The organism is Pigmentiphaga sp. GD03639 (assembly GCF_029845405.1).
In the GTDB taxonomy this organism is placed as follows: Bacteria; Pseudomonadota; Gammaproteobacteria; order Burkholderiales; family Burkholderiaceae_B; genus Pigmentiphaga; species Pigmentiphaga daeguensis.
In genome coordinates this window covers 79,881-99,094 of the sequence record NZ_JAOCLR010000021.1, presented here as the reverse complement: position 1 = coordinate 99,094, position 19,214 = coordinate 79,881, and the positions used below count along the sequence as shown (strand labels likewise).

At 67.1% G+C, this 19,214-nt stretch carries 17 protein-coding genes; 8 read left to right on the top strand and 9 right to left on the bottom strand.

The genetic code is table 11. The features are described 5' to 3' along the window. The 4 genes from N5K27_RS20235 to prpF form a co-directional block, all read right to left on the bottom strand. A partial coding sequence (locus N5K27_RS20235; RefSeq protein WP_279818352.1) for a tripartite tricarboxylate transporter permease occupies positions 1-1,446 on the bottom strand: 1,446 nt, incomplete at its 3' end. Positions 1,447-1,449: 3 nt separating this feature from the next. Beyond that, the gene (locus tag N5K27_RS20230; protein WP_087840818.1) at positions 1,450-1,932 is read right to left on the bottom strand and encodes a tripartite tricarboxylate transporter TctB family protein; all 483 of its coding nucleotides are present in this window, start codon (positions 1,930-1,932) and stop codon (positions 1,450-1,452) included. A 64-nt stretch (positions 1,933-1,996) separates the two neighbouring features. Next, a complete protein-coding gene (locus N5K27_RS20225) occupies positions 1,997-2,950 on the bottom strand; it encodes a tripartite tricarboxylate transporter substrate-binding protein (protein ID WP_132979383.1) in 954 nt (317 codons plus the stop codon). 111 nt (positions 2,951-3,061) lie between these two features. Further along, positions 3,062-4,228 (bottom strand): 2-methylaconitate cis-trans isomerase PrpF, encoded by a 1,167-nt coding sequence (gene prpF / locus N5K27_RS20220; RefSeq protein ID WP_279818349.1) that lies wholly within the window; start codon positions 4,226-4,228, stop codon positions 3,062-3,064. Between the two features lie 219 nt (positions 4,229-4,447). Between prpF and fusA the strand changes: the two genes are divergently transcribed. Further along, the gene (gene fusA, locus N5K27_RS20215; protein ID WP_087840815.1) at positions 4,448-6,559 is read left to right on the top strand and encodes an elongation factor G; all 2,112 of its coding nucleotides are present in this window, start codon (positions 4,448-4,450) and stop codon (positions 6,557-6,559) included. A gap of 2 nt (positions 6,560-6,561) precedes the next feature. On the opposite strand, the gene N5K27_RS20210 is transcribed toward fusA, so the two are convergent. The 4 genes from N5K27_RS20210 to N5K27_RS20195 form a co-directional block, all read right to left on the bottom strand. After that, positions 6,562-7,629: an enolase C-terminal domain-like protein gene (locus N5K27_RS20210; protein WP_279818347.1), complete on the bottom strand. Its 1,068-nt coding sequence runs from the start codon at positions 7,627-7,629 to the stop codon at positions 6,562-6,564. A gap of 3 nt (positions 7,630-7,632) precedes the next feature. Further along, positions 7,633-9,027: an MmgE/PrpD family protein gene (locus N5K27_RS20205; protein WP_279818345.1), complete on the bottom strand. Its 1,395-nt coding sequence runs from the start codon at positions 9,025-9,027 to the stop codon at positions 7,633-7,635. 13 nt (positions 9,028-9,040) lie between these two features. Then, positions 9,041-10,021, bottom strand: a complete 981-nt coding sequence (locus tag N5K27_RS20200; RefSeq protein ID WP_087840812.1) for a tripartite tricarboxylate transporter substrate binding protein — start codon at positions 10,019-10,021, stop codon at positions 9,041-9,043. Between the two features lie 102 nt (positions 10,022-10,123). Next, complete coding sequence (locus N5K27_RS20195; RefSeq protein ID WP_207958611.1) at positions 10,124-11,122, bottom strand: DUF4105 domain-containing protein; 999 nt, start codon at positions 11,120-11,122, stop codon at positions 10,124-10,126. A gap of 108 nt (positions 11,123-11,230) precedes the next feature. On the opposite strand from N5K27_RS20195, the gene N5K27_RS20190 reads away from it, so the two are divergent. Next, positions 11,231-12,442 (top strand): AI-2E family transporter, encoded by a 1,212-nt coding sequence (locus N5K27_RS20190; RefSeq protein WP_279818342.1) that lies wholly within the window; start codon positions 11,231-11,233, stop codon positions 12,440-12,442. Between the two features lie 195 nt (positions 12,443-12,637). Here N5K27_RS20190 and gdhA read toward each other — a convergent pair whose 3' ends face one another. Further along, the gene (gene gdhA, locus N5K27_RS20185; RefSeq protein ID WP_207958610.1) at positions 12,638-13,981 is read right to left on the bottom strand and encodes an NADP-specific glutamate dehydrogenase; all 1,344 of its coding nucleotides are present in this window, start codon (positions 13,979-13,981) and stop codon (positions 12,638-12,640) included. Between the two features lie 320 nt (positions 13,982-14,301). On the opposite strand from gdhA, the gene sugE reads away from it, so the two are divergent. The 6 genes from sugE to N5K27_RS20155 all read left to right on the top strand — a co-directional run bounded on the left by sugE (position 14,302) and on the right by N5K27_RS20155 (position 19,195). Further along, positions 14,302-14,616, top strand: a complete 315-nt coding sequence (gene sugE, locus N5K27_RS20180) for a quaternary ammonium compound efflux SMR transporter SugE (protein WP_087840868.1) — start codon at positions 14,302-14,304, stop codon at positions 14,614-14,616. A gap of 15 nt (positions 14,617-14,631) precedes the next feature. Continuing rightward, complete coding sequence (murI, locus tag N5K27_RS20175) at positions 14,632-15,438, top strand: glutamate racemase (RefSeq protein WP_087840808.1); 807 nt, start codon at positions 14,632-14,634, stop codon at positions 15,436-15,438. 149 nt (positions 15,439-15,587) lie between these two features. Beyond that, complete coding sequence (gene folE, locus N5K27_RS20170) at positions 15,588-16,133, top strand: GTP cyclohydrolase I FolE (RefSeq protein WP_087840807.1); 546 nt, start codon at positions 15,588-15,590, stop codon at positions 16,131-16,133. A 370-nt stretch (positions 16,134-16,503) separates the two neighbouring features. Continuing rightward, positions 16,504-17,289 (top strand): ABC transporter ATP-binding protein, encoded by a 786-nt coding sequence (locus tag N5K27_RS20165; protein WP_087840806.1) that lies wholly within the window; start codon positions 16,504-16,506, stop codon positions 17,287-17,289. Positions 17,290-17,351: 62 nt separating this feature from the next. Continuing rightward, on the top strand, positions 17,352-18,347 hold the full coding sequence (locus tag N5K27_RS20160; protein ID WP_087840805.1) for an ABC transporter substrate-binding protein: 996 nt from the start codon (positions 17,352-17,354) through the stop codon (positions 18,345-18,347). After that, positions 18,347-19,195: an ABC transporter permease gene (locus tag N5K27_RS20155; RefSeq protein ID WP_087840804.1), complete on the top strand. Its 849-nt coding sequence runs from the start codon at positions 18,347-18,349 to the stop codon at positions 19,193-19,195. The genes N5K27_RS20160 and N5K27_RS20155 overlap by 1 nt, the downstream gene beginning before the upstream one ends. The last annotated feature ends 19 nt before the right edge of the window (positions 19,196-19,214 follow it).

The following is a 19,214-nucleotide window of genomic DNA, read 5'->3' as shown; positions in this document are numbered from 1 at the left end:
CAGGGCGGCCGCGGCCAGGGCGAGCAGCGTGGCCGAGGTGGGCGTCGATACCAGGATCAGCGGATTGCTCTCGCCCACGGCCAGGGCGCGCCGCAGCTGGGTTTCCGCCATGGGCCCGAGGATCAGTCCGATCAGCACCGGCGCGATGGGGAAGTCGTACACCCGCATGACGTAGCCCATCAGCCCGATGCCGAACATCAGCGCCAGGTCGGACCAGGACGTGGCCACGCCCCAGATGCCCACCATCGCGAAGATCAGGATGCCGGCGTACAGGTAGGGCCGGGGAATCAGCAGCAGCCGCACCCACAGGCCGACCAGCGGCAGGTTCAGCACCAGCAGCATCAGGTTGCCGATGTACAGCGAGGCGATCAGGCCCCAGACCAGTTCGCCGCTGTTGGTGAAGAGGAAGGGGCCGGGCTGCAGGCCATAGCTCTGGAACGCGGCCAGCAGCACCGCCGCCGTGGCCGAGGTGGGCAGCCCCAGGGTCAGCAGCGGCACCAGCACGCCGGCGGCCGCGGCGTTGTTGGCGGCTTCGGGGCCGGCCACGCCTTCGATGGCGCCCTTGCCGAATTCCTCGGGATGCTTGCAGAGCTTGCGCTCGATCGTATAGGACAGGAAGGTCGGGATCTCGGTGCCGCCGGTGGGCAGCGCGCCGATGGGAAAGCCCAGCGCGGTGCCGCGCACCCAGGGTTTCCATGACCGCTTCCAGTCCTGGCGCGTCATCCAGGTGCCGCCCGCGAGCGGGTTGATGCGCGGCGGGGCCTTGCTGTAGCGGCTGGCGACATACAGGATCTCGCCCACCGCGAACAGCGACACCAGCACCACCGTCAGTTCGATGCCGTCGAGCAGGTCGGCCGAACCGAAGGCCAGCCGGGCCTGCCCGGTCTGGCCGTCGATGCCCACCACGCCCATGGCCAGGCCCAGGAACAGCGCGATGAAGCCGCGCACGCGCGAGGTGCCCAGCACCACCGAGACGGAGGTGAAGGACAGCACCATCAAGGCGAAGTAGTCGGCCGGGCCGAACACGAAGGCCAGTTCGGCGATGGCCGGCGCCACGAAGCTCAGGGCCAGCGTGGCGATGGTGCCGGCCACGAAGGAGCCGATGGCCGCGGTGGCGAGCGCGGCGGCGCCGCGTCCGGAGCGGGCCATCTTGTTGCCTTCGAGCGCGGTCATCATGGAGCCGCTCTCGCCGGGCGCGTTGAGCAGGATGGAGGTGGTCGAGCCGCCGTACATGGCGCCGTACAGGACGCCGGCGAACATGATGAAGGCGGCGGTGGGGGCGATCTGCACGGTAACCGGCAGCAGCAGCGCGATGGTCAGGGCCGGGCCGATGCCGGGCAGCACGCCGATGGCGGTTCCCAGCACGGAGCCCAGGAAGGCCCAGAACAGGTTCATCGGCTGCAGCGCGACGCCGAAGCCGGACAGCAGGGCGTTGAAGGTATCCATGGATCACCACCCCGCCGGAGGAAAGGCCGGGCCGAGGCCGACGCCCAGCCGGGAGAAGCCGAGCCAGCAGATCACGCCCAGCGCGAGGCCGATGGCACAGTCGAACACCAGGCGCCGCGAGCCGAAGGCCCGGGTGACCAGGGCGAAGGACCCCATGGCGGTCAGGGGAAAGCCGAGCGGCTGCATGGTCAGCAGGGGCAGGGCGGCGCCGGCGGCGGCCCACAGCAGGGCCGGCCAGGAGGCGCCGGCATCGGCCTCGGCGTTTTCCACTTCCTGGGGCGAGAAGGTCTCGCCGCGGGCGATCTGCACCAGCAGCAGGATGCCCAGGACGATCAGCGCCGCGCCGATGGCGCTGACGAAGAAGCCCGGGCCCAGCGCGGCATAGCCGCCGATCTGGGGCAGGGTGCCGCCTTCATAGAGCCAGACCGCGCCTATGGCCATGACGGCCAGGCCCAGCCACCAGGGGCGCCTTGAGGGTGTTGTCATCGTGTCGTCTCCGATGGGCGCCGGCGGCGGCGCCGGTGCCTTCTCGCTGATGTCGGCCTGGGCCTTACTTGACCAGTCCGACGTCCTTGAGCACTTCGGCCTGGCGCGCCTTCTCCTTGGTCAGGAAGGCGGCGAAGTCGTCACCGGCCAGGTAGGCGTCGTCCCAGCCGCGATCGGCCAGCGCCTTCTTCCATTCGGGCGAGGCGTGCAGCTTGGCATAGCGCTGCAGCCACATGTCGCGGCCGGCCTTGCTCATGCCGGGCGCGCCGATGATGCCGCGCCAGTTGCCGATGACGACGTCGTAGCCGCTTTCCTTGAGCGTGGGGGCGTCGATGCCGGGCAGGCGCTTCTCGGAGGAGACCGCGATGATGCGGATGCGGCCCTGGTCGACGAAGGTCTTCAGCTCGGACAGGCCCGAGATGCCGATCTTGGCTTGCCCGCTGGCCAGCGAGGTGACGACTTCCGCGCCGCTGGTGTAGGGCAGGTAGTTGACCTTGGTCGGGTCGAACTTGGCCGCCTTGGCGAGCAGCGCCGCGGTGACGTGGTCGGTGCCGCCTATCGAACCGCCGGCCACGGCGGTGCCGCCGGGGTTGGCCTTCATCGCCTGGACCGCGTCGGCGATGGTCTTGATGGGCGAGTTGGGCGCGACCACGATCGCGCCGGCGTCGTCGGTCAGCCGCACCAGCGGCACGGTCTGGTCCAGCGTGACGGGAGACTTGTTGGTGATGATGGCGCCGACCAGGATGGCGCCCATGGACATGATGGCGTTGTCGTCGCCCTTGCCGGTGCGTACGAACTCGGCCAGGCCGATGGTGCCGCCCGCGCCGCCCTTGTTGGTGACCTGGAAACCGTCGGTGAAGATGCCGGTCTGCTGCATGACCTGCAACGGCACGCGCGCGGCGCCGTCATAGCCGCCGCCGGGGCCGCCGGGGGCCATGACCTTGGCGGGGGCCGCGATGCCGGCCAGCGGCGCGACGGCGATGGCGAGGGCTGCAACCGTTTTCTTGACGAACTTCATGCATGTCTCCTTGCTGCGAGGGGCGGCGGGCAGGCCGCCTGATAAGAGGGAACGGCAAGGGGCCGTTCCGCTACGAAGACAGTATCCGTCCAAACGCGCGCGGGCGGAAAGTCATTCCCATGGCGGCAACAGCACCACGCCGTCCATCAGCCGGCGCGCCGTGCGGCTCATGGCCACCAGCGCGACGCTCCAGCGCCCGTCCTGGCTGCGTGCCTGGGCGCCCACTTTCAGCGTGCCCGACGGGTGGCCGAAGCGCAGTTCGCCGCGTGGGCCGCCCAGCACGTCGGCCAGCACCGTGCCGGGCACGGCGGCGGTGGCGGCGATCGCGACGGCACCGGTGCCCGTCATGGCGTGGTGCAGCTTGCCCATGGAAAAGATGCGCACGTTCAGGTCGATGTCGCCGGCGGCGACGGCGCGGCCGCTTGAAGCGGTATAGGCCGCGGGCGGGGCGGCGAAGGCGAGCTTGGGCGTGTGCTGGCGGTGCGCGGTGGCATGGGCGGCGTCGGGCGCCAGCCCCATGGCCACGGCGGCATGGGCGCGGATGGCCTCGGCCCGTGCCAGCAGGTCGGCGCGGCTGTTCACATCGGGTTGCAATTCCGTGCCGGCCAGTCCCAGGGACGAGGCGGCGACGAAGACGGTGGGGTTGCCGGCGTTGACCAGCGTCGCGCGGATTTCCCCCACTCCTGGAATGGTCAACACGTCGGCCGTGCGGCCGGTGGGGAACATCGCGCCTTCAGGCCCGTCGCCACCGCCCGGATCCAGGAATTCCAGCCGGACTTCGGCCGCCGGGAAGGTCACGCCGTCCAGTTCGAAGTCGCCCAGTTCCTGGACCTGCCCGCCCCGCACCGGCACGTGGGCGATGATGCGCTTGCCCAGGTTGGCCTGCCAGATGCGGACCACGGCGATACCGTCGCCGGCCGGCCGTACCAGTGCGCGGTGGATGGCGAAGGGGCCGACGGCGGCGCTGAGGTTGCCGCAGTTGCCGCTCCAGTCGATCACGGGCTGGCCGATGGCGACCTGGCCGAACCAGTAGTCGACGTCGCAGTCGGGGCGGGTGCTGGGGCCGACGATGACCACCTTGCTGGTGCTGGAGGTGGCGCCGCCCATGCCGTCTATCTGCTTCTCGTAGGGGTCGGGGCTGCCGACCACCCGCATCAGGACGCGGTCGCGGGCGGCGGGATCGGCGGGAAGGTCCGAGGGCAGGAAGAACACGCCCTTGCTGGTGCCCCCGCGCATGTAGAGGGCGGGAATGGCACGTTGTCTGTCGAAGGTGGTCATGGCGGATCGGATTGCCAATTTCAGATTGTTTTCAGGAAACGCGCCCATATTTACGAGGTTACTACGAGGCGCGCGGGAATGCCCGGGCTGCCGGCAGGGGTGTGGCGCGTTGGCCCTCCCGGCCCGGCCCGAATCGGTGCAAACTAGCTTCCTTTGCCGTTTCCCCCGGGAACCGGCGCGGCTCGCGTTTCGTTCCCTCAACCTTTCGACGAGATAGCCATGACCCGCAAGACCCCCATCGAGCGCTACCGGAACATCGGCATCAGCGCGCATATCGACGCCGGCAAGACCACGACTACCGAGCGCATCCTGTTCTACACCGGGGTCAATCACAAGATAGGGGAAGTCCATGACGGCAATGCCACCATGGACTGGATGGAGCAGGAGCAGGAGCGCGGCATCACCATCACCTCCGCCGCCACGACGGCGTTCTGGAAGGGGATGGCGGGCAACTATCCCGAGCATCGCATCAACATCATCGACACGCCGGGGCACGTGGACTTCACGATCGAGGTCGAGCGCTCCATGCGCGTGCTCGACGGCGCCTGCATGGTGTACGACTCGGTCGGCGGCGTGCAGCCGCAATCCGAGACGGTCTGGCGCCAGGCCAACAAGTACGGCGTGCCGCGCATCGCGTTCGTCAACAAGATGGACCGCGTCGGCGCGGATTTCTTCCGCGTGCAGCGGCAGATCGTGGATCGCCTGAAAGGGCGGGCCGTCCCCATCCAGATCCCGGTGGGCGCCGAGGACCATTTCGAGGGCGTGGTGGACCTGGTCAAGATGAAGGCGATCATCTGGGACGAGGCCAGCCAGGGCGTGCGCTTCGAATACCGCGACATCCCGGCCGCGCTGCAGGCCACGGCCGCCGAGTGGCACGACAAGATGGTGGCCGAGGCGGCCGAGGCCGACGACGAGCTGATGGACAAGTACCTGAACGGCGACACGCTGACCGAGGACGAGATCAAGCGCGGACTGCGCAAGCGCACCGTGGCGGGCGAGATCGTACCCATGCTGTGCGGCAGCGCGTTCAAGAACAAGGGCGTGCAGGCCATGCTCGATGCCGTCATCGACTACCTGCCGTCGCCGGTGGACGTCCCGGCCATCAAGGGCGTGGACCAGCACGACCGCGAGATCGAGCGCCACCCCTCGGACGACGAGCCTTTCTCGGCGCTGGCCTTCAAGATCATGACGGATCCCTTCGTGGGCCAGCTCATCTTCTTCCGGGTGTATTCGGGCATCGTGCGCTCGGGCGACACGGTCTTCAACCCGCTCAAGGGCAAGCGCGAGCGGCTGGGCCGCATCGTGCAGATGCACGCCAACGAGCGCCGCGAGATCAAGGAAGTCTACGCGGGCGACATCGCCGCCGCCGTGGGGCTGAAGGAGGCCACCACGGGCGATACGCTGTGCGAGCCCGACCACCCCATCATCCTCGAGCGCATGGTGTTTCCCGAGCCGGTCATTTCGCAGGCGGTGGAGCCCAAGACCCAGGCCGACCAGGAAAAGATGGGCCTGGCGCTGAACCGGCTGGCCCAGGAAGATCCGTCCTTCCGCGTGCGCACCGACGAGGAATCGGGCCAGACCATCATCTCCGGCATGGGCGAACTGCACCTGGAGATCCTGGTCGACCGCATGAAGCGCGAGTTCGGCGTCGAGGCCACGGTGGGCAAGCCGCAGGTCGCCTACCGGGAAACGGTGCGTTCCTCGGTGCGCGACGTCGAGGGCAAGTTCATCAAGCAGTCCGGCGGCCGGGGGCAGTACGGCCACGTGGTGATCTCGCTGGAGCCGCAGCCGGCCGGCTCGGGCTACGAGTTCGTCGACGCCATCAAGGGCGGCGTGGTGCCGCGCGAGTTCATTCCCGCGGTCGACAAGGGCATCCAGGACACGCTGGGTTCGGGCGTGCTGGCGGGCTATCCGGTGGTGGACGTGAAGGTCACGCTGACCTTCGGCTCCTATCACGACGTGGACTCGAACGAGAACGCGTTCCGCATGGCCGGCTCGATGGCCTTCAAGGAGGCCATGCGGCGCGCGAATCCGGTGCTGCTGGAGCCCATGATGAGCGTCGAGGTCGAGACCCCCGAGGACTTCATGGGCAACGTGATGGGCGACCTGTCGTCGCGGCGGGGCATGGTGCAGGGCATGGAGGACATCGCCGGCGGAGGCGGCAAGCTGGTGCGCGCCGAGGTGCCGCTGGCCGAGATGTTCGGCTATTCCACCACGCTGCGTTCGCTCACGCAGGGGCGTGCCACGTACACCATGGAGTTCAAGCACTACGCCGAGGTGCCGCGCCAGGTAGCCGAGGCCGTGATCGGCGCCCGCAAGCAAGGAGGCTAAGGCTAGGCAGCGAGTTCGACGCCGCAGCCCGGCGTGCCGGGAAGCGTCAGGATGCCGTTTGCGATGCTCAGTCCCGTGCAGGGATCGTCCAGCAATTGCTCGTGTTCGGACAGTTCGCAGGCGTAGGGCAGGGCGCCGATCGTGCTGGCGGCCTGGGCGTTCATGGCCTGCATGAGCGCCGGGCCGAACGCGGCGCCCACGCGGCATGTCACGCCGCCGGCTTCGCAGATGTGGACCGCTTCCATGAAGTGGCGAAAGCCGCCCAGTTTGGTGACCTTGAGGTTGACCGCGTCGACGACCCGGTCGGCGACGAGCCTGTGGATGTCCTGGACGGTGACGGCGCTTTCGTCGGCTTCGATGGCCGTGGGCAGGCTGCGCGCGAGCAGCGAGAGGCCTGCCCAGTCATGCGCCGGAACAGGCTGTTCGATCAGCGCGATGTCGTACCGCTCCATGCGCGCGAACGCGGCCATCATCTGCTTGGCGTGGTATGACTGGTTGGGGTCCAGCGTCAGCACGACCTCGGGCCCGACCGCCCCGCGGACGGCGGCGACGCGCGCGATGTCGAGTTCGGTATCGCCGGACAGCTTGAGCTTGAGTTGCCGGTATCCGCCCGCCACCAATGCGGCGGCGTTGGCCGCCATCTCCGAAGGCGGCTTGATGGAAAGAATGCGGGACAGCCGCAGCTCGGCACGGACCTGCCCGCCGAGCAGGGCGCTGATCGGCACCCCCAGGCGCCTGGCCAGCAGGTCGTGCAGCGCCATGTCGATGGCGGCCTTGGCGCTGTACTGGAAGGCCAGTTTGCGATCGACGTCGCTCATGATTGCGGCGATCTCGCCCAGCCCCCTCCCCGTTACTACGGGTGCCAGCAGTTCGAGCGCGGTACGTACGCCTTCGCCATGGGTGGTGATGGCCGGAATGGCATGGGCGTAGCCCAGTCCGGTCGTGCCGATGTCGTCGGTCAGCGCCAGTAGATAACCCTCTATCGACGGTACCGAGGCGCGGGCGAACTTCCAGGAGGCGTCACGCATGCGCTGGGGGCAGGGTATGACGGATACGTGGGCGACGTGCATGGCTTACTCGGAATGTACGGTTGGCGTTGCAAGGGCGTCGAATACCGCAGCGACGTCATCGATCGCATCGAGCCGCATCAAGCGGTGGATGGCCTCGTCGATTCTGCCGGGAGCGATGACCCCGTCGGCATTCGAGCGGAATTTCCGGATGTAGTCTTCTTCCGAGATGGGGTTGGCGCGCGTGCCGCGCACACTCTCGATGACGTGCTCGAGGCATGAGCCGTCGTTCAGCCGGATGCGGACGTGGGCGCCCGCCTTCTTCGGGTCGGCGCTTTGGGAGGCATGGGCTTCGTACACCACCTTGTCGGCCAGGGCGTTGATGACCGGGTCCGCAAGCGCCTCCGGACTGTAGGCGTGCTTGTCCATGCCGCCGCGCACCAGGGCCTCGGCCAGCGAGTGCTGCAAGCTGATGCGGCCATGCCAGGAGGTCAACGGCCGCAGCTTCTCGGCAGCCGGTTCGCAAAGCGTCGCCACGGAGCTGGGGGCGATCCGGCACCGGATCTCGGCAATGTCGGCGGGCGCTATCGCATGCGCCGCCTTGAGGGCGAGCACCGCGTCGACATAGGGATGAATGGTGAATGCGCTGGGGTAGGGCTTGGAGGCGACGTTGAGCAGTTCCCACCGGCTGCCGAGGCCGTCTGTCGCCAGGGCGTAGCGGAAGGCCGACGGGTCGGCTTTCTGGACGTGCGTCTGGAACCAGCCGAAGCGCCCTTCGAATACCAGGCGCGGACCGCTGATCCCCTCCCGGCCCAGCGCGACCGCGCGCGCGGCCTGGCTCGCCGCCATCCCGACGTGGAGCGTCTTGGTCGACGCGCCGTCTTCCCATGACGCCATCAGGCCGCCGCACATGCTGGCGCAATGGCCGATGGCATCGACGACTTGCCGGCAATCGAGATGTTCCAGCCAGGCGAGCGCGTATACGGCGCCGAACGCACCCATGATCGCGGTCGGGTGTATGCCTACGCTATGAAGGCGCATGGGAGGGACCAAGCCGAGCCGGCAACTGAGTTCGCTGCCGATGATCACCGCCTGCATCAGCCGCGCGCCGGACAGATGCGATGACTGGCAGTAGGGAAGCGCGATCGAGAAGGGAGCCACGGTCGGGTGGACGAACGACTCGATGTGCGTATCGTCGAATTCCAGCAGCGAAGACATGACGCCATTGACGAACGCGGCACCCGAGAGCGACAGCGATTGATCGAAACCGAGGCTCTTGGCCTGCGAGCCGGCGTCGGTCCGCGCCATGGCGCGGACCGCGGCATGGACGGGCTCCAGCGGCCTGGCCGCGAGCATGACGCCGACCGCATCGAGGATCTGCAGCCGGGCGAGATCCTTGACGTCGCGGGGAATGTCGGTCCATGACAGGTTCGTGGCCCAGTCCGCGAGCCGTTCGCTCATTCCATGCATGGCTCTAGTCCATTTTGATGGTGATGGATTGGCCCAGCCGCGACCATTGGCCGTACTCGGCGCGCAGGAATTCGACGAACTTCGCCCCGCCCAGCGCACTGGGCGTCGAGCCCTGGTTTTCCAGGGTCTGCTTGAAGGCCGTGTCCCGGAATACGCCGTCCACGGCCCGGTCCAGCGCGGACAGGATCGCCGCCGGCGTGCCCCGCGGCGCGAAGATGCCGTACCACCCGGCCAGCTTGACCTTGCCGAGTCCGCTCTCGGCGAGCGTCGGTACGTTGGGCAGCATGGACGAGCGTTGGGACGAGGTGACGGCGAGCGCCGTCGCCTGGCCGGACTGGACGTAGGGAAGTCCCACCTGGAGGTCGGAGAACAGCAGATCGATATGCCCGGCGTGAAGATCGATCAGCGCGGGGCCCGCACCCTTGTACGGTACATGGACCAGATTCGCGCCGGTCTCGTGTTTGATGAGTTCGGCCGCAACGTGAGGGAGCGTACCCGTGCCCGAGGACCCGATGTTCAGGCCGGCGGAGCCGGCTTTCGCGCGCGTGGAGATGTCGCCCAGCGTCCCGATGCCCGATTTCTTGCTGGCCATCAATATCATCGGAGAGGTGGCGATCATCCGTACCGCGATCAGGTCGCGGAACGGATCGTAGGGCACTTTGGTCAGTGCCGGATTGATGGTGATCGGGCCCTGCAGGCCCAACAGCAGGGTATATCCGTCCGGCGCTGCGTTCACGACCGAACTGGCGCCGATGACGCCGCCGGCGCCGGCCTTGTTCTCGACCACGACAGGCTGGCCGAGCTGCCGCGCAAGCGCTGCCGCCAGGGAGCGCCCTACCAGATCGGTGGGGCCGCCAGGCGCGTAGGGAACGACCAGCTTGATCGGCTTGGCAGGGTACCGGGTATCTTCGGCATGGACGCCGGGCGCGCAGCACAGGCCGGCAAACGCCAGGCAGAGCGCGCGGATGCGATAGGTCAACGCCATGAGTCTCCTCGTTTTTTTCGTGCTCTTGAAGCGTGGCACCGGGTGCGAGGATTACATCACAGCGCTGTTTCGCTGGGCGAAAAGTCCGGAAATAAGTGCCGGCTACCGCGCCGCGATGCCTGGCACGCCGCGCCGTATGGCCTGGGAGAAGTCCGGGTCCGCGTCGGCATCCCGCGCCCGCTGGGTGATACGGCCCAGCCGTTTCAGGTCCGCCAGCGTGTGCGAGGTGTCCAGCCCGCGCACATCGTAGATGTAGCCGGGCAGGTAGCCGGCCAGGACCAGTCGGTAGTCCATGGGCAGGCCCGGAATGATCCGGGTCATCATGTGGTAGACGATGGTCGTGCAGTTGGCCGTGATGGTGTGGTAGAAACGCGGCTTCGACACGAGCTTGTTGGCCTCGTCCACGTAGGCCAGGAACAGGGACATCATGGCCTCGCGAGGCATGGACACCCGGTACAGGTAGTCGTCTTCGCCCCGGATGTTGGTGCGTACCCGGACGATGTCGCGCTCGTCCGCCGCCACGACGCTGGTCTCGAACTCCTTGAAGAAACCGCCGATGGACGAGAATTTCTCGTGCCGTTCCTTGCGGATCTCGACCGAGAACACCAGTTGCCGGCCATCCTCGAAGCCGAACGAAACCAGGGTGTGGGCGATGGCCTCGATGGTCCAGTAGGACAGGATCAGGTCCACGCTGGCCAGCCTGGTCAGGTCGTAGCTGCGTGTCTCCCAGCGCGGGGTGTAGTCGTTCGGGCCGCGCCAGTCGAAGTTGCGCACGTTGCGCAGCGTGACCACGTGGCCGTCGACCTGGCCCGTGGTCATCTGCGCGACGTCGTCCGCCCAGACCCTGTCGTTCGACGGCGCGATGCTGTGCCACCAGGCCAGCAGCAGGCCGAAGGCCACGACGTACAGGCCCACGCCCCAGGCGGGGCGACCCGCCAGCGCCAGCCACAGCATGCCCAGGCCGAAGGCCGCGCCGGCCACGGCCGCCGCGATCTTGACGGGCAGCGGACCGGGCACCTGATAGCGCAGGGCGAAGGCCGCCCAGAGCGTGGTGGGAAGAAAGACCAGGACGGCCAGGGCCGACAGTAGAAATGTGCGCATGGGCCGGAACATACCACCGCCGGCCATCCGGCGGCAGTCCCCCGCAATGCGCCTGCCAACTGGTACAGTTGTCGGCGACGTTCCTCGGCTCACCGCTCGCGACCATTCATGACGCTTCCTGTCTTTTCCGCCCGCCTCGTGGCCCGCTGGCTGCTGATCCTGATGCTGCTGGCCGGCGCCTACTTCTTCAGCGGGTTCCTCGTTCCCGGCCTGGCGGCGCTGATCATCGGCCTGGCCAGCTGGCCCCTGTACCGGCGCTGGGTCCGCGTCTGCGGCGGGCGCACGACGCTGGCGGCCTCCGGCGCGCTGCTGGTCATCGTGGTCGGGCTGATCGTGCCCTTCGCCTACGGGCTGTCCTATGCCATCCAGGAGGCCAGCAACCTCATCCGCTGGCTGCTCGAGGCCAATCGCGAAGGCCTGGCCGTTCCGCACTGGGTGACGGGGCTGCCGCTGATCGGCGAGCGCCTGGCGGGATACTGGGAAGAACACCTGTCGCGGCCGCATGCGCTGGGCGCCTGGGTACAACTGATCAGCGGCGAGCACCTGGGCAACATCTACCGCGTGGTGCTGTCCACCACGGGCAATGTCTTCCACCTGGCGCTGACGGTGGTGTTCATGCTGATCATCCTGTTCTTCGTCTACAAGGACGGCGAGCGCATGGTCGGCCAGCTCGATACCGTGGGCGAACGGGTACTGCCGGTGCGCTGGACCCGGCTTTCGCGCGTGGTGCCGGCCACCATCAGCGCGACCGTGACCGGCATGGGCCTGATCGCCATCGGCGAAGCCGTCGTGCTGGGCACGGCCTACTGGATAGCCGGCGTGCCGTCGCCGGCCCTGCTGGGGCTGATCACCGGCTTCATGGCCCTGGTGCCCGGCGGCGCTCCGCTGGCCTTCACCATGGTCTCGCTGTACCTGGTCGGCTCGGGCAAGCTCATCGCCGGCATCGGGTTGTTCGCCTGGGGCACGCTGGAACTCTTCATCGTCGACAAGACCCTGCGCCCCCGCCTGGTGGGCGGCCCCGTCAAGCTTCCCTTCCTGCCTACCTTCATCGGCCTGGTGGGCGGCGTACAAACCATGGGCCTGGTCGGCCTTTTCGTCGGCCCGGTCCTGATGGCCCTGCTGGTCGCGATCTGGCGCGAATGGCTACGAGAGGAAAGCCCCCCTAGAGGAAGCCCCCCCCTACGCGCTTACGCGCGCCCCCCAGGGGGCGGCACAGGCGGACCGGAAGGAAAGCCCACCCCCATGCGGCCTCCGGCCGCTCCCCCTCAAGGGAGCGGCACTGGCGGACCGGCGAAGCCGGATCCGCGGCGCCCTGGGTAGAGGGCAAAACAAAATGGCCTCGCTTTCACAAAGCGAGGCCATTTTTTCTTCATTTCCAACTGCTGGCAGCCAGCGAAGCATCACTGCTCCAAACCAGGATAACCGTACTAGACCCAGGATGCGGAGGATCCGGCTCCGCCGGTCCTCGCGCATCGCCCCCTGGGGGGCGCCCGTAAGGGCGTAGGGGGGACTGAATTAATACACCCCTTGCGCCAGCATCGCGTCGGCCACCTTCACGAAGCCGGCGATGTTCGCGCCGTCTACGTAGTTGATGGAGCCGTCGGCGCGGCTGCCGTGGCGCACGCAGTTCTCGTGGATGTCCTTCATGATGGCGCGCAGGCGCTCGTCGACTTCGGCGTGGTGCCACGACAGGCGTTGCGAGTTCTGCGCCATTTCCAGGCCCGACACGGCCACGCCGCCGGCGTTGCTGGCCTTGCCGGGGGCGTACAGGGTGCCGGCCCGGGTGAAGACGTCCACGGCTTCCAGCGTCGAGGGCATGTTCGCGCCTTCGGCCACGCACAGGACGCCGTTGCGGACCAGGGTCTCGGCGTCGTTGTGGTCGAGTTCGTTCTGGGTGGCGCAGGGCAGGGCGATGTCGACCGGGATGTGCCAGGGGCGCTTGCCGGCTTCGAACGACAGCTTGTTGCGCGAGGCGAAGTCGGCCAGGCGGCCGCGTTGGACGTTCTTGAGGTCCATGATCTCCTTGAGCATGTCGACGCCGATGCCGTCCTTCACGTACAGCGTGCCGTCGGAGTCGGACAGGCTCACGACCTTCGCGCCCAGGTCCAGCGCTTTTTCGGCGGCGTACTGCGCGACGTTGCCCGAGCCGGAGATCGACACGGACTTGCCGTCGAAGCTCTGGTTCTTGCGATACAGCATCTGCTCGGCGAAATAGATGGTGCCGTAGCCGGTGGCCTCGGGACGCATCAGGCTGCCGCCGAAGGCCAGGCCCTTGCCGGTGAACACCGCCGACGCGCTGTTGGACAGCTTCTTCATCATGCCGGCCATGAAGCCCACTTCGCGCGCACCCACGCCGATGTCGCCGGCGGGCACGTCGGTGTCGGGGCCGAGGTGGCGGTACAGTTCCGCCATCAGGGCCTGGCAGAAGCGCATGACTTCGCCGTCGCTCTTGCCCTTAGGGTCGAAGTCGGAGCCGCCCTTGCCGCCGCCCATGGGCAGGGTGGTCAGCGAGTTCTTGAAGGTCTGTTCGAATGCCAGGAAGCGCAGGATCGACAGGTTGACCGACGGGTGCAGCCGCATGCCGCCCTTGAACGGGCCGATGGCCGAGTTGTGCTGGATGCGGAAGCCGCGGTTGACCTGGGTCTGGCCCCGGTCATCGACCCAGCAGACGCGGAACTGGATGATGCGCTCGGATTCCACCAACCGCTCCAGCAGGCCATGTTCGGCGTAGCGCGGGTGTTTCTGCAGGAAAGGCCAGAGGCTGGTCATGACCTCCTTGACGGCTTGCAGGAACTCCGGCTGGTGAGGATCGCGCAGGGCGACCTGCGAGAGAAAGCTGTCTAGGCTGGCGTGTTTCAATATCGGCTCCGTTGAATGTCCGGGCGCTTGGGGTCGTCCTGCCGCAGCGAGCTGCGAGCGGCATCGAGGGCTGCACCTTTTGCGTGCGGCAATTGCTCTGATGTGGTGCGTTGCACCGAAAAAACGCGGCATTGTAATCGCGTTTTTCCGTCATCATGTCGGTAAACGACGACTTTATGCACGTATTTAGTGCGATTTTTAAAAAGGGACGGAGCATGGTGCGGAAGCGTTTCCCGGCGTTTAAATAGGGACGGAGCGACGCGGGGACGACCCCGCTGGTCATGACGAATGGGGACGGCCCCGCAACCAGGAAGAAAATGATGGCTTGGACCCTTTTGATCATCGCCGGACTGATGGAGGTCGGCTGGGCGATCGGCTTGAAGTACACGCATGGATTCACGCGGCTGTGGCCGTCGGTGGGCACTGTCACCGCCATCGTCGTCAGCATGGGATTGCTGGGCGTGGCGATGCGCACGCTGCCCGTGGGAACCGCCTATGCCATCTGGGTGGGGGTTGGCGCCGTGGGGACTGCCGCCCTGGGCATCCTGCTGTTCGGCGAGGCTGCCAGCCCGGCGCGCCTGGTCAGCCTGGGGCTGATCGTCGCAGGTATCATAGGGCTGAAACTGGCTTCCTAGCGTGCATTTCATCCCATGACCCTCGCCGTTCACGACGGACCCCTGGGCATCTTCGACTCCGGCGTGGGCGGCATCAGCGTGCTGAGCGCCATCCGGCAGGCGTTGCCCCATGAAGACCTGCTGTACGTGGCCGATAGCGGCCACCTGCCCTATGGAGAGAAGACGCCGGCCTACATCGTGGCGCGCGCCTTGCGCCTGGCGGAGTTCTTCCTTTCGAATGGGGCCAGGGCGGTGGCCATCCCCTGCAACACCGCCACGGCGGTCGCGGTGGATGCCCTGCGCGACCGCTACCCGGAACTGCCCATCGTCGGCATCGAGCCCGCTGTCAAGCCGGCCGTGCGGTTGACCCGTTCCGGGGTGATAGGGGTGCTGGCCACCACGGGCACCCTCCTGAGCGACCGCTTCCACGCGCTGGTCCGGCGCGAGGCGCCCGGCGTGGATGTGCTGCTCAAGCCTTGTCCCGGCTGGGTGTCGCTGGCCGAAGAAGGCTGGACGCCGGACCGCGACCATCTGGTGGCCGAGCCGCTGGCCGAACTGGTCGAGCGCGGCGCCGACGTCCTGGTGCTGGGCTGCACGCACTTTCCCTTCCTGATCGAGCCGATCCGGCGCCACGTGGGGCCGGACGTGGCGGTGCTGGAGACGGGCGTGCCGTTCGCCCGCCAGTTGCAGCGGCAATTGCTGGCCCATGGGTTGGCGCGCGAGGCGGGCGAGGGCGGCGTGGCCTTCATGACCAGCGGGGATCCGGCGGAGGTCGCGCGGCGCATCGCCCGCCTGACCGGGCGGGAGACCACGGTCGAGCGCCTTCCCCTGCAATATTGCTGAGACCGCACGGCGGCCCCGACTCGGGAGCGGGGTAGGGCCTTTCCGGCTCCGTCGCAGGCGATGGGGTATCCTCACGCCTTCCGCGGGCCTTCGCGCCGCGCCCGGCCGGTCCCAGCGCCGCCGTCTTCACGGATACCTCGGGAACCTTCATGTCGCTCGAACAGCACTACACGTCCATACTCGAACAGCTCGGCGAGGATCCGCGCCGGGAGGGCCTGCGCGATACGCCCAAGCGCGCCGCCAAGGCCATGAAATACCTGTGCCAGGGATATACGCAGAACCTCGACGAGATCGTCAACGGCGCCCTGTTCTCGTCCGACACCAATGAAATGGTGCTGGTCAAGAACATCGAACTGTATTCCCTGTGCGAGCACCACTTGCTGCCCTTCATCGGCAAGGCCCACGTGGCCTACCTGCCCAACGGCAAGGTGCTGGGGCTATCCAAGGTCGCGCGCATCGTCGACATGTACGCCCGCCGCCTCCAGATTCAGGAAAATCTGTGTCTGCAGATCGCCGAGGCCGTCCAGCAGGTGACCGATGCCCTGGGCGTGGCCGTGGTCATCGAGGCCCAGCACATGTGCATGATGATGCGTGGCGTCGAGAAGCAGAACTCTTCCATGGTCAGTTCGGTCATGCTGGGCGCATTCCGCGAAAACCCCTCGACGCGCGCCGAATTCCTCGAACTGATCCGCTGACCGGGTCGGCCGGTCCGCCATGGCCGCGCACCGGACGGGTGCGCCCCCACTGTTTCTCTGACCATGGATGGTGCAAGGCCGCACCGCCATGGCGCGTCCTGCTCGGTACAGGGGCCGGTCTTGGACCTGGCCCGGTGTTTGCTAGGCCTTAGGTAGTGGTTTACCCCAGTCGCGCCTCCAAAATCGAGGCGCTATATTTTTGCTACTGTTCCGTATATGAGATGAGGTTTCGTATTTAAGACGACGAACGATGCCGGCCCAGCGATGGAATAACACTATCGCAGTGTCCGGCCCCCCGCAACCGCGGGGGCGGGGCGGTTCCGTTCCCGTTCGCCGCTGAATCGAGACCCGGTTCCTACAGGCCCGCAACATGAATGAAATCGAGTTCCGCAAGGTTGGCAAGCGCTTCATGGACCGCCAGACGGGACAGCCCCGTACCGCGGTCACGGACGTCAATCTCAGCATACGCAGCGGCGAGGTGGTGTCCATCATCGGTCCGTCCGGCTGCGGCAAGAGCACGTTGCTGAACATGGGCGCGGGCCTTTACCTGCCCAGCGAGGGCGAGGTCTACGTGGGCGGCGAGCGCGTCACCAAGCCCGTGCGCAAGGTGGCGTTCATGCTGCAGAAAGACCTGCTGATGCCGTGGCGCACCATACGGGCCAACGTCGAGCTGGGGCTGGAGATCGACGGCGCCCCCGCCCGCGAGCGCAGGGTGATCGCGGACGAACTGCTGGCCAAGTGCCATCTGAAGGGATTCGAGGAACACTTCCCCTACCAGTTGTCGGGCGGCATGCGCCAACGCGCCGCCCTGGCCCGGACGCTGGCCGTCGACCCGCAGGTGCTGCTGCTGGACGAACCTTTCTCGGCGCTGGATGCGCAGACCAAGATGGTGCTGCAGCAGGACCTGGCCAAGATGGTGTACGAGAAACGCAAGACGGCGCTGTTCATTACCCACGACCTGGTGGAGGCCATCGCGCTGTCCGATCGCCTGCTGGTGATGAGCGAGCGCCCCGGCACCATCATCGAGGAAATCATCGTCGACCTGCCCATGCGGGACAACCCGCTGGAGCGGCGCAAGCTGCCGGAAATCGGCCCGCTGCAGGGGCGGTTGATGGAACTGCTGAAAGTGGGCAAGGAAACCGCCGAACTGCATTGAACCGCCCGTCCCCCCGATCTCGCACGTCGCGCCCGTGGGCGCCCATTCTTACAGGAAGCCCTATGAAAAACGCTCTGGTCTCGTTCAGCTTCAAACTGGCCGCCGTCGCCGTGGTTGCCGCGTCGCCCTTCGCCGTCCACGCCGCGCCCGAGGAAGTGAACTATCTGTTGCCCGCCCCGCCCACGCTGCCGGCCTTCGCCCCGTGGATGATCGCGCAGCAGCGCGGCTACTACGCCGATGAGAACATCAAGGTCAATTTCGTGCTCGGCAAGGGCGGCGTCGACGTCGCCAAGCAGATCGGCGCCGGCAACGCCGTGATCGGCGGCGCCATCGGCGACACGCCCATCATCGTCCGCGCCAACGGCGTGCCGGTGAAGGCCGTCGCCGTGCTTGGCGCCGGTTCGCTGTCGGCGCTGGCGGTCAAGAAGGACGGCCCGATCAAGTCGGTGGCCGACCTCAAGGGCAAGACCCTGACCGTGATTTCTTACAGCGACACGACCTACTACGCGCTGCTGGGCACGCTCAAGAAGTACAACCTGAGCAAGAACGACGTGTCCATCCAGGCAGCCGGCCCGGCCGGCGTCTGGCAGTTGTTCGCCGCCGGCAAGTCCGAGGGCATGGCCGCCACGCCCGACTGGCTGGTCGATGCCGACGAGGCCACCAACGGCAACGTCGAATACCTGAAGATCGACAAGCCTTTCAACAGCATGGCGCAGGCCATCATCGCCTCGGACGAGACGATCAAGAAGAATCCGGACCTGATCAAGCGCCTGGTGCGCGCGACCCTGCGCGGCATGCAGGACGTGATGAAGGATCCCAAGAGCGCCGCCGCCACCTACGCGCAGGCCGCGCCGGCCTTCAAGGGCAAGGAAGAGAAGCTCGAGCGCATCCTGCGCCTGTACAACAAGTACGTGTACGCCGACCAGAAGGTGCTGGGCCAGATGGATACCGCCCGCCTGGCGGAGGTGCAGAAGTTCTACGTGTCGGAAGGCATCGTGTCCAAGGCCGCGCCCTTGACCGATCTTTATACGAACCAGTTCGTCGGGGTTGAGCGGTAATGTCTGTATCCGTATCCAATGAAAACGCGCCCGCCGTGGCGGGCGCCGCCAAGCCGGCGGCCCGGCCGTTCTTCTCGGGCAAGGTCGCCACGGCCAGCGGCAGCGTGCTGGTCCTGCTGGTGTTCCTGGCCGCCTGGGAATGGGGCCCCGGCCTGCTCAACATGCCGGAATTCATCCTGCCCCGCTTCAGCCGGGTCGTCCAGGAGTTCGGCCACATGTGGCAGAACAGCGAGCTGCTCATGCACAGCGGCATCACCGCGTTCGAGGTGATCGTCGGCTTCATCCTGGGCGCCCTGCTGGGCCTGGTGGTGGGCGTGGTGCTGGGCCTGTCGCCCACCACGGAATCGATCCTGTCGCCGTACATCCTGGCGCTGCAGATCGCGCCCAAGGTGGCGTTCGCGCCGCTGTTCGTGATGTGGCTGGGCTATACCATCTATCCGAAGATCCTGGTGGCGATCCTGATCGTGTTCTTCCCGGTCATGATCAACGTGCTGTCGGCCGTGCGCACCGTGGATCCCGACATGGTCAACCTGGTCCGCACGCTCAATGCCAGCCGTTGGCAGATCTTCCGCCTGGTCGAGTTCCCGTCGGCGCTGCCGGCGCTGTTCTCGGGACTGCGCATCGCCTCGACGCTGGCCGTCATCGGCGTGACCGTGGGCGAACTGGTCGGGGGCAATCTGGGCCTGGGCTTCCTGCTGGTCGACGGCGAGGGGCAGGGCAACACTTCGGCCGTGTTCGTCACGATCGCGGTGCTCACGCTGATCGGCATCGTCGCCTACGCGGGCGTCGTCTGGGCCGAGAAGCGGGTACTTCACTATCTGCCGCGCGCGGCCACCACCACGGTCTGAGCGCGGGTAATGGGAGCAA

Coding starts and splice junctions, on each gene's coding strand:
- prpF (WP_279818349.1), bottom strand. CDS start 4,228: ATGACCACCTTCGACAGACAACGTGCCATTCCCGCCCTCTACATGCGC.
- folE (WP_087840807.1), top strand. CDS start 15,588: ATGTCGCTCGAACAGCACTACACGTCCATACTCGAACAGCTCGGCGAG.
- N5K27_RS20195 (WP_207958611.1), bottom strand. CDS start 11,122: ATGCGCACATTTCTACTGTCGGCCCTGGCCGTCCTGGTCTTTCTTCCC.
- N5K27_RS20230 (WP_087840818.1), bottom strand. CDS start 1,932: ATGACAACACCCTCAAGGCGCCCCTGGTGGCTGGGCCTGGCCGTCATG.
- N5K27_RS20210 (WP_279818347.1), bottom strand. CDS start 7,629: ATGCACGTCGCCCACGTATCCGTCATACCCTGCCCCCAGCGCATGCGT.
- N5K27_RS20160 (WP_087840805.1), top strand. CDS start 17,352: ATGAAAAACGCTCTGGTCTCGTTCAGCTTCAAACTGGCCGCCGTCGCC.
- N5K27_RS20155 (WP_087840804.1), top strand. CDS start 18,347: ATGTCTGTATCCGTATCCAATGAAAACGCGCCCGCCGTGGCGGGCGCC.
- murI (WP_087840808.1), top strand. CDS start 14,632: ATGACCCTCGCCGTTCACGACGGACCCCTGGGCATCTTCGACTCCGGC.
- N5K27_RS20225 (WP_132979383.1), bottom strand. CDS start 2,950: ATGAAGTTCGTCAAGAAAACGGTTGCAGCCCTCGCCATCGCCGTCGCG.
- N5K27_RS20165 (WP_087840806.1), top strand. CDS start 16,504: ATGAATGAAATCGAGTTCCGCAAGGTTGGCAAGCGCTTCATGGACCGC.
- N5K27_RS20205 (WP_279818345.1), bottom strand. CDS start 9,027: ATGAGCGAACGGCTCGCGGACTGGGCCACGAACCTGTCATGGACCGAC.
- N5K27_RS20190 (WP_279818342.1), top strand. CDS start 11,231: ATGACGCTTCCTGTCTTTTCCGCCCGCCTCGTGGCCCGCTGGCTGCTG.
- fusA (WP_087840815.1), top strand. CDS start 4,448: ATGACCCGCAAGACCCCCATCGAGCGCTACCGGAACATCGGCATCAGC.
- sugE (WP_087840868.1), top strand. CDS start 14,302: ATGGCTTGGACCCTTTTGATCATCGCCGGACTGATGGAGGTCGGCTGG.
- N5K27_RS20200 (WP_087840812.1), bottom strand. CDS start 10,021: ATGGCGTTGACCTATCGCATCCGCGCGCTCTGCCTGGCGTTTGCCGGC.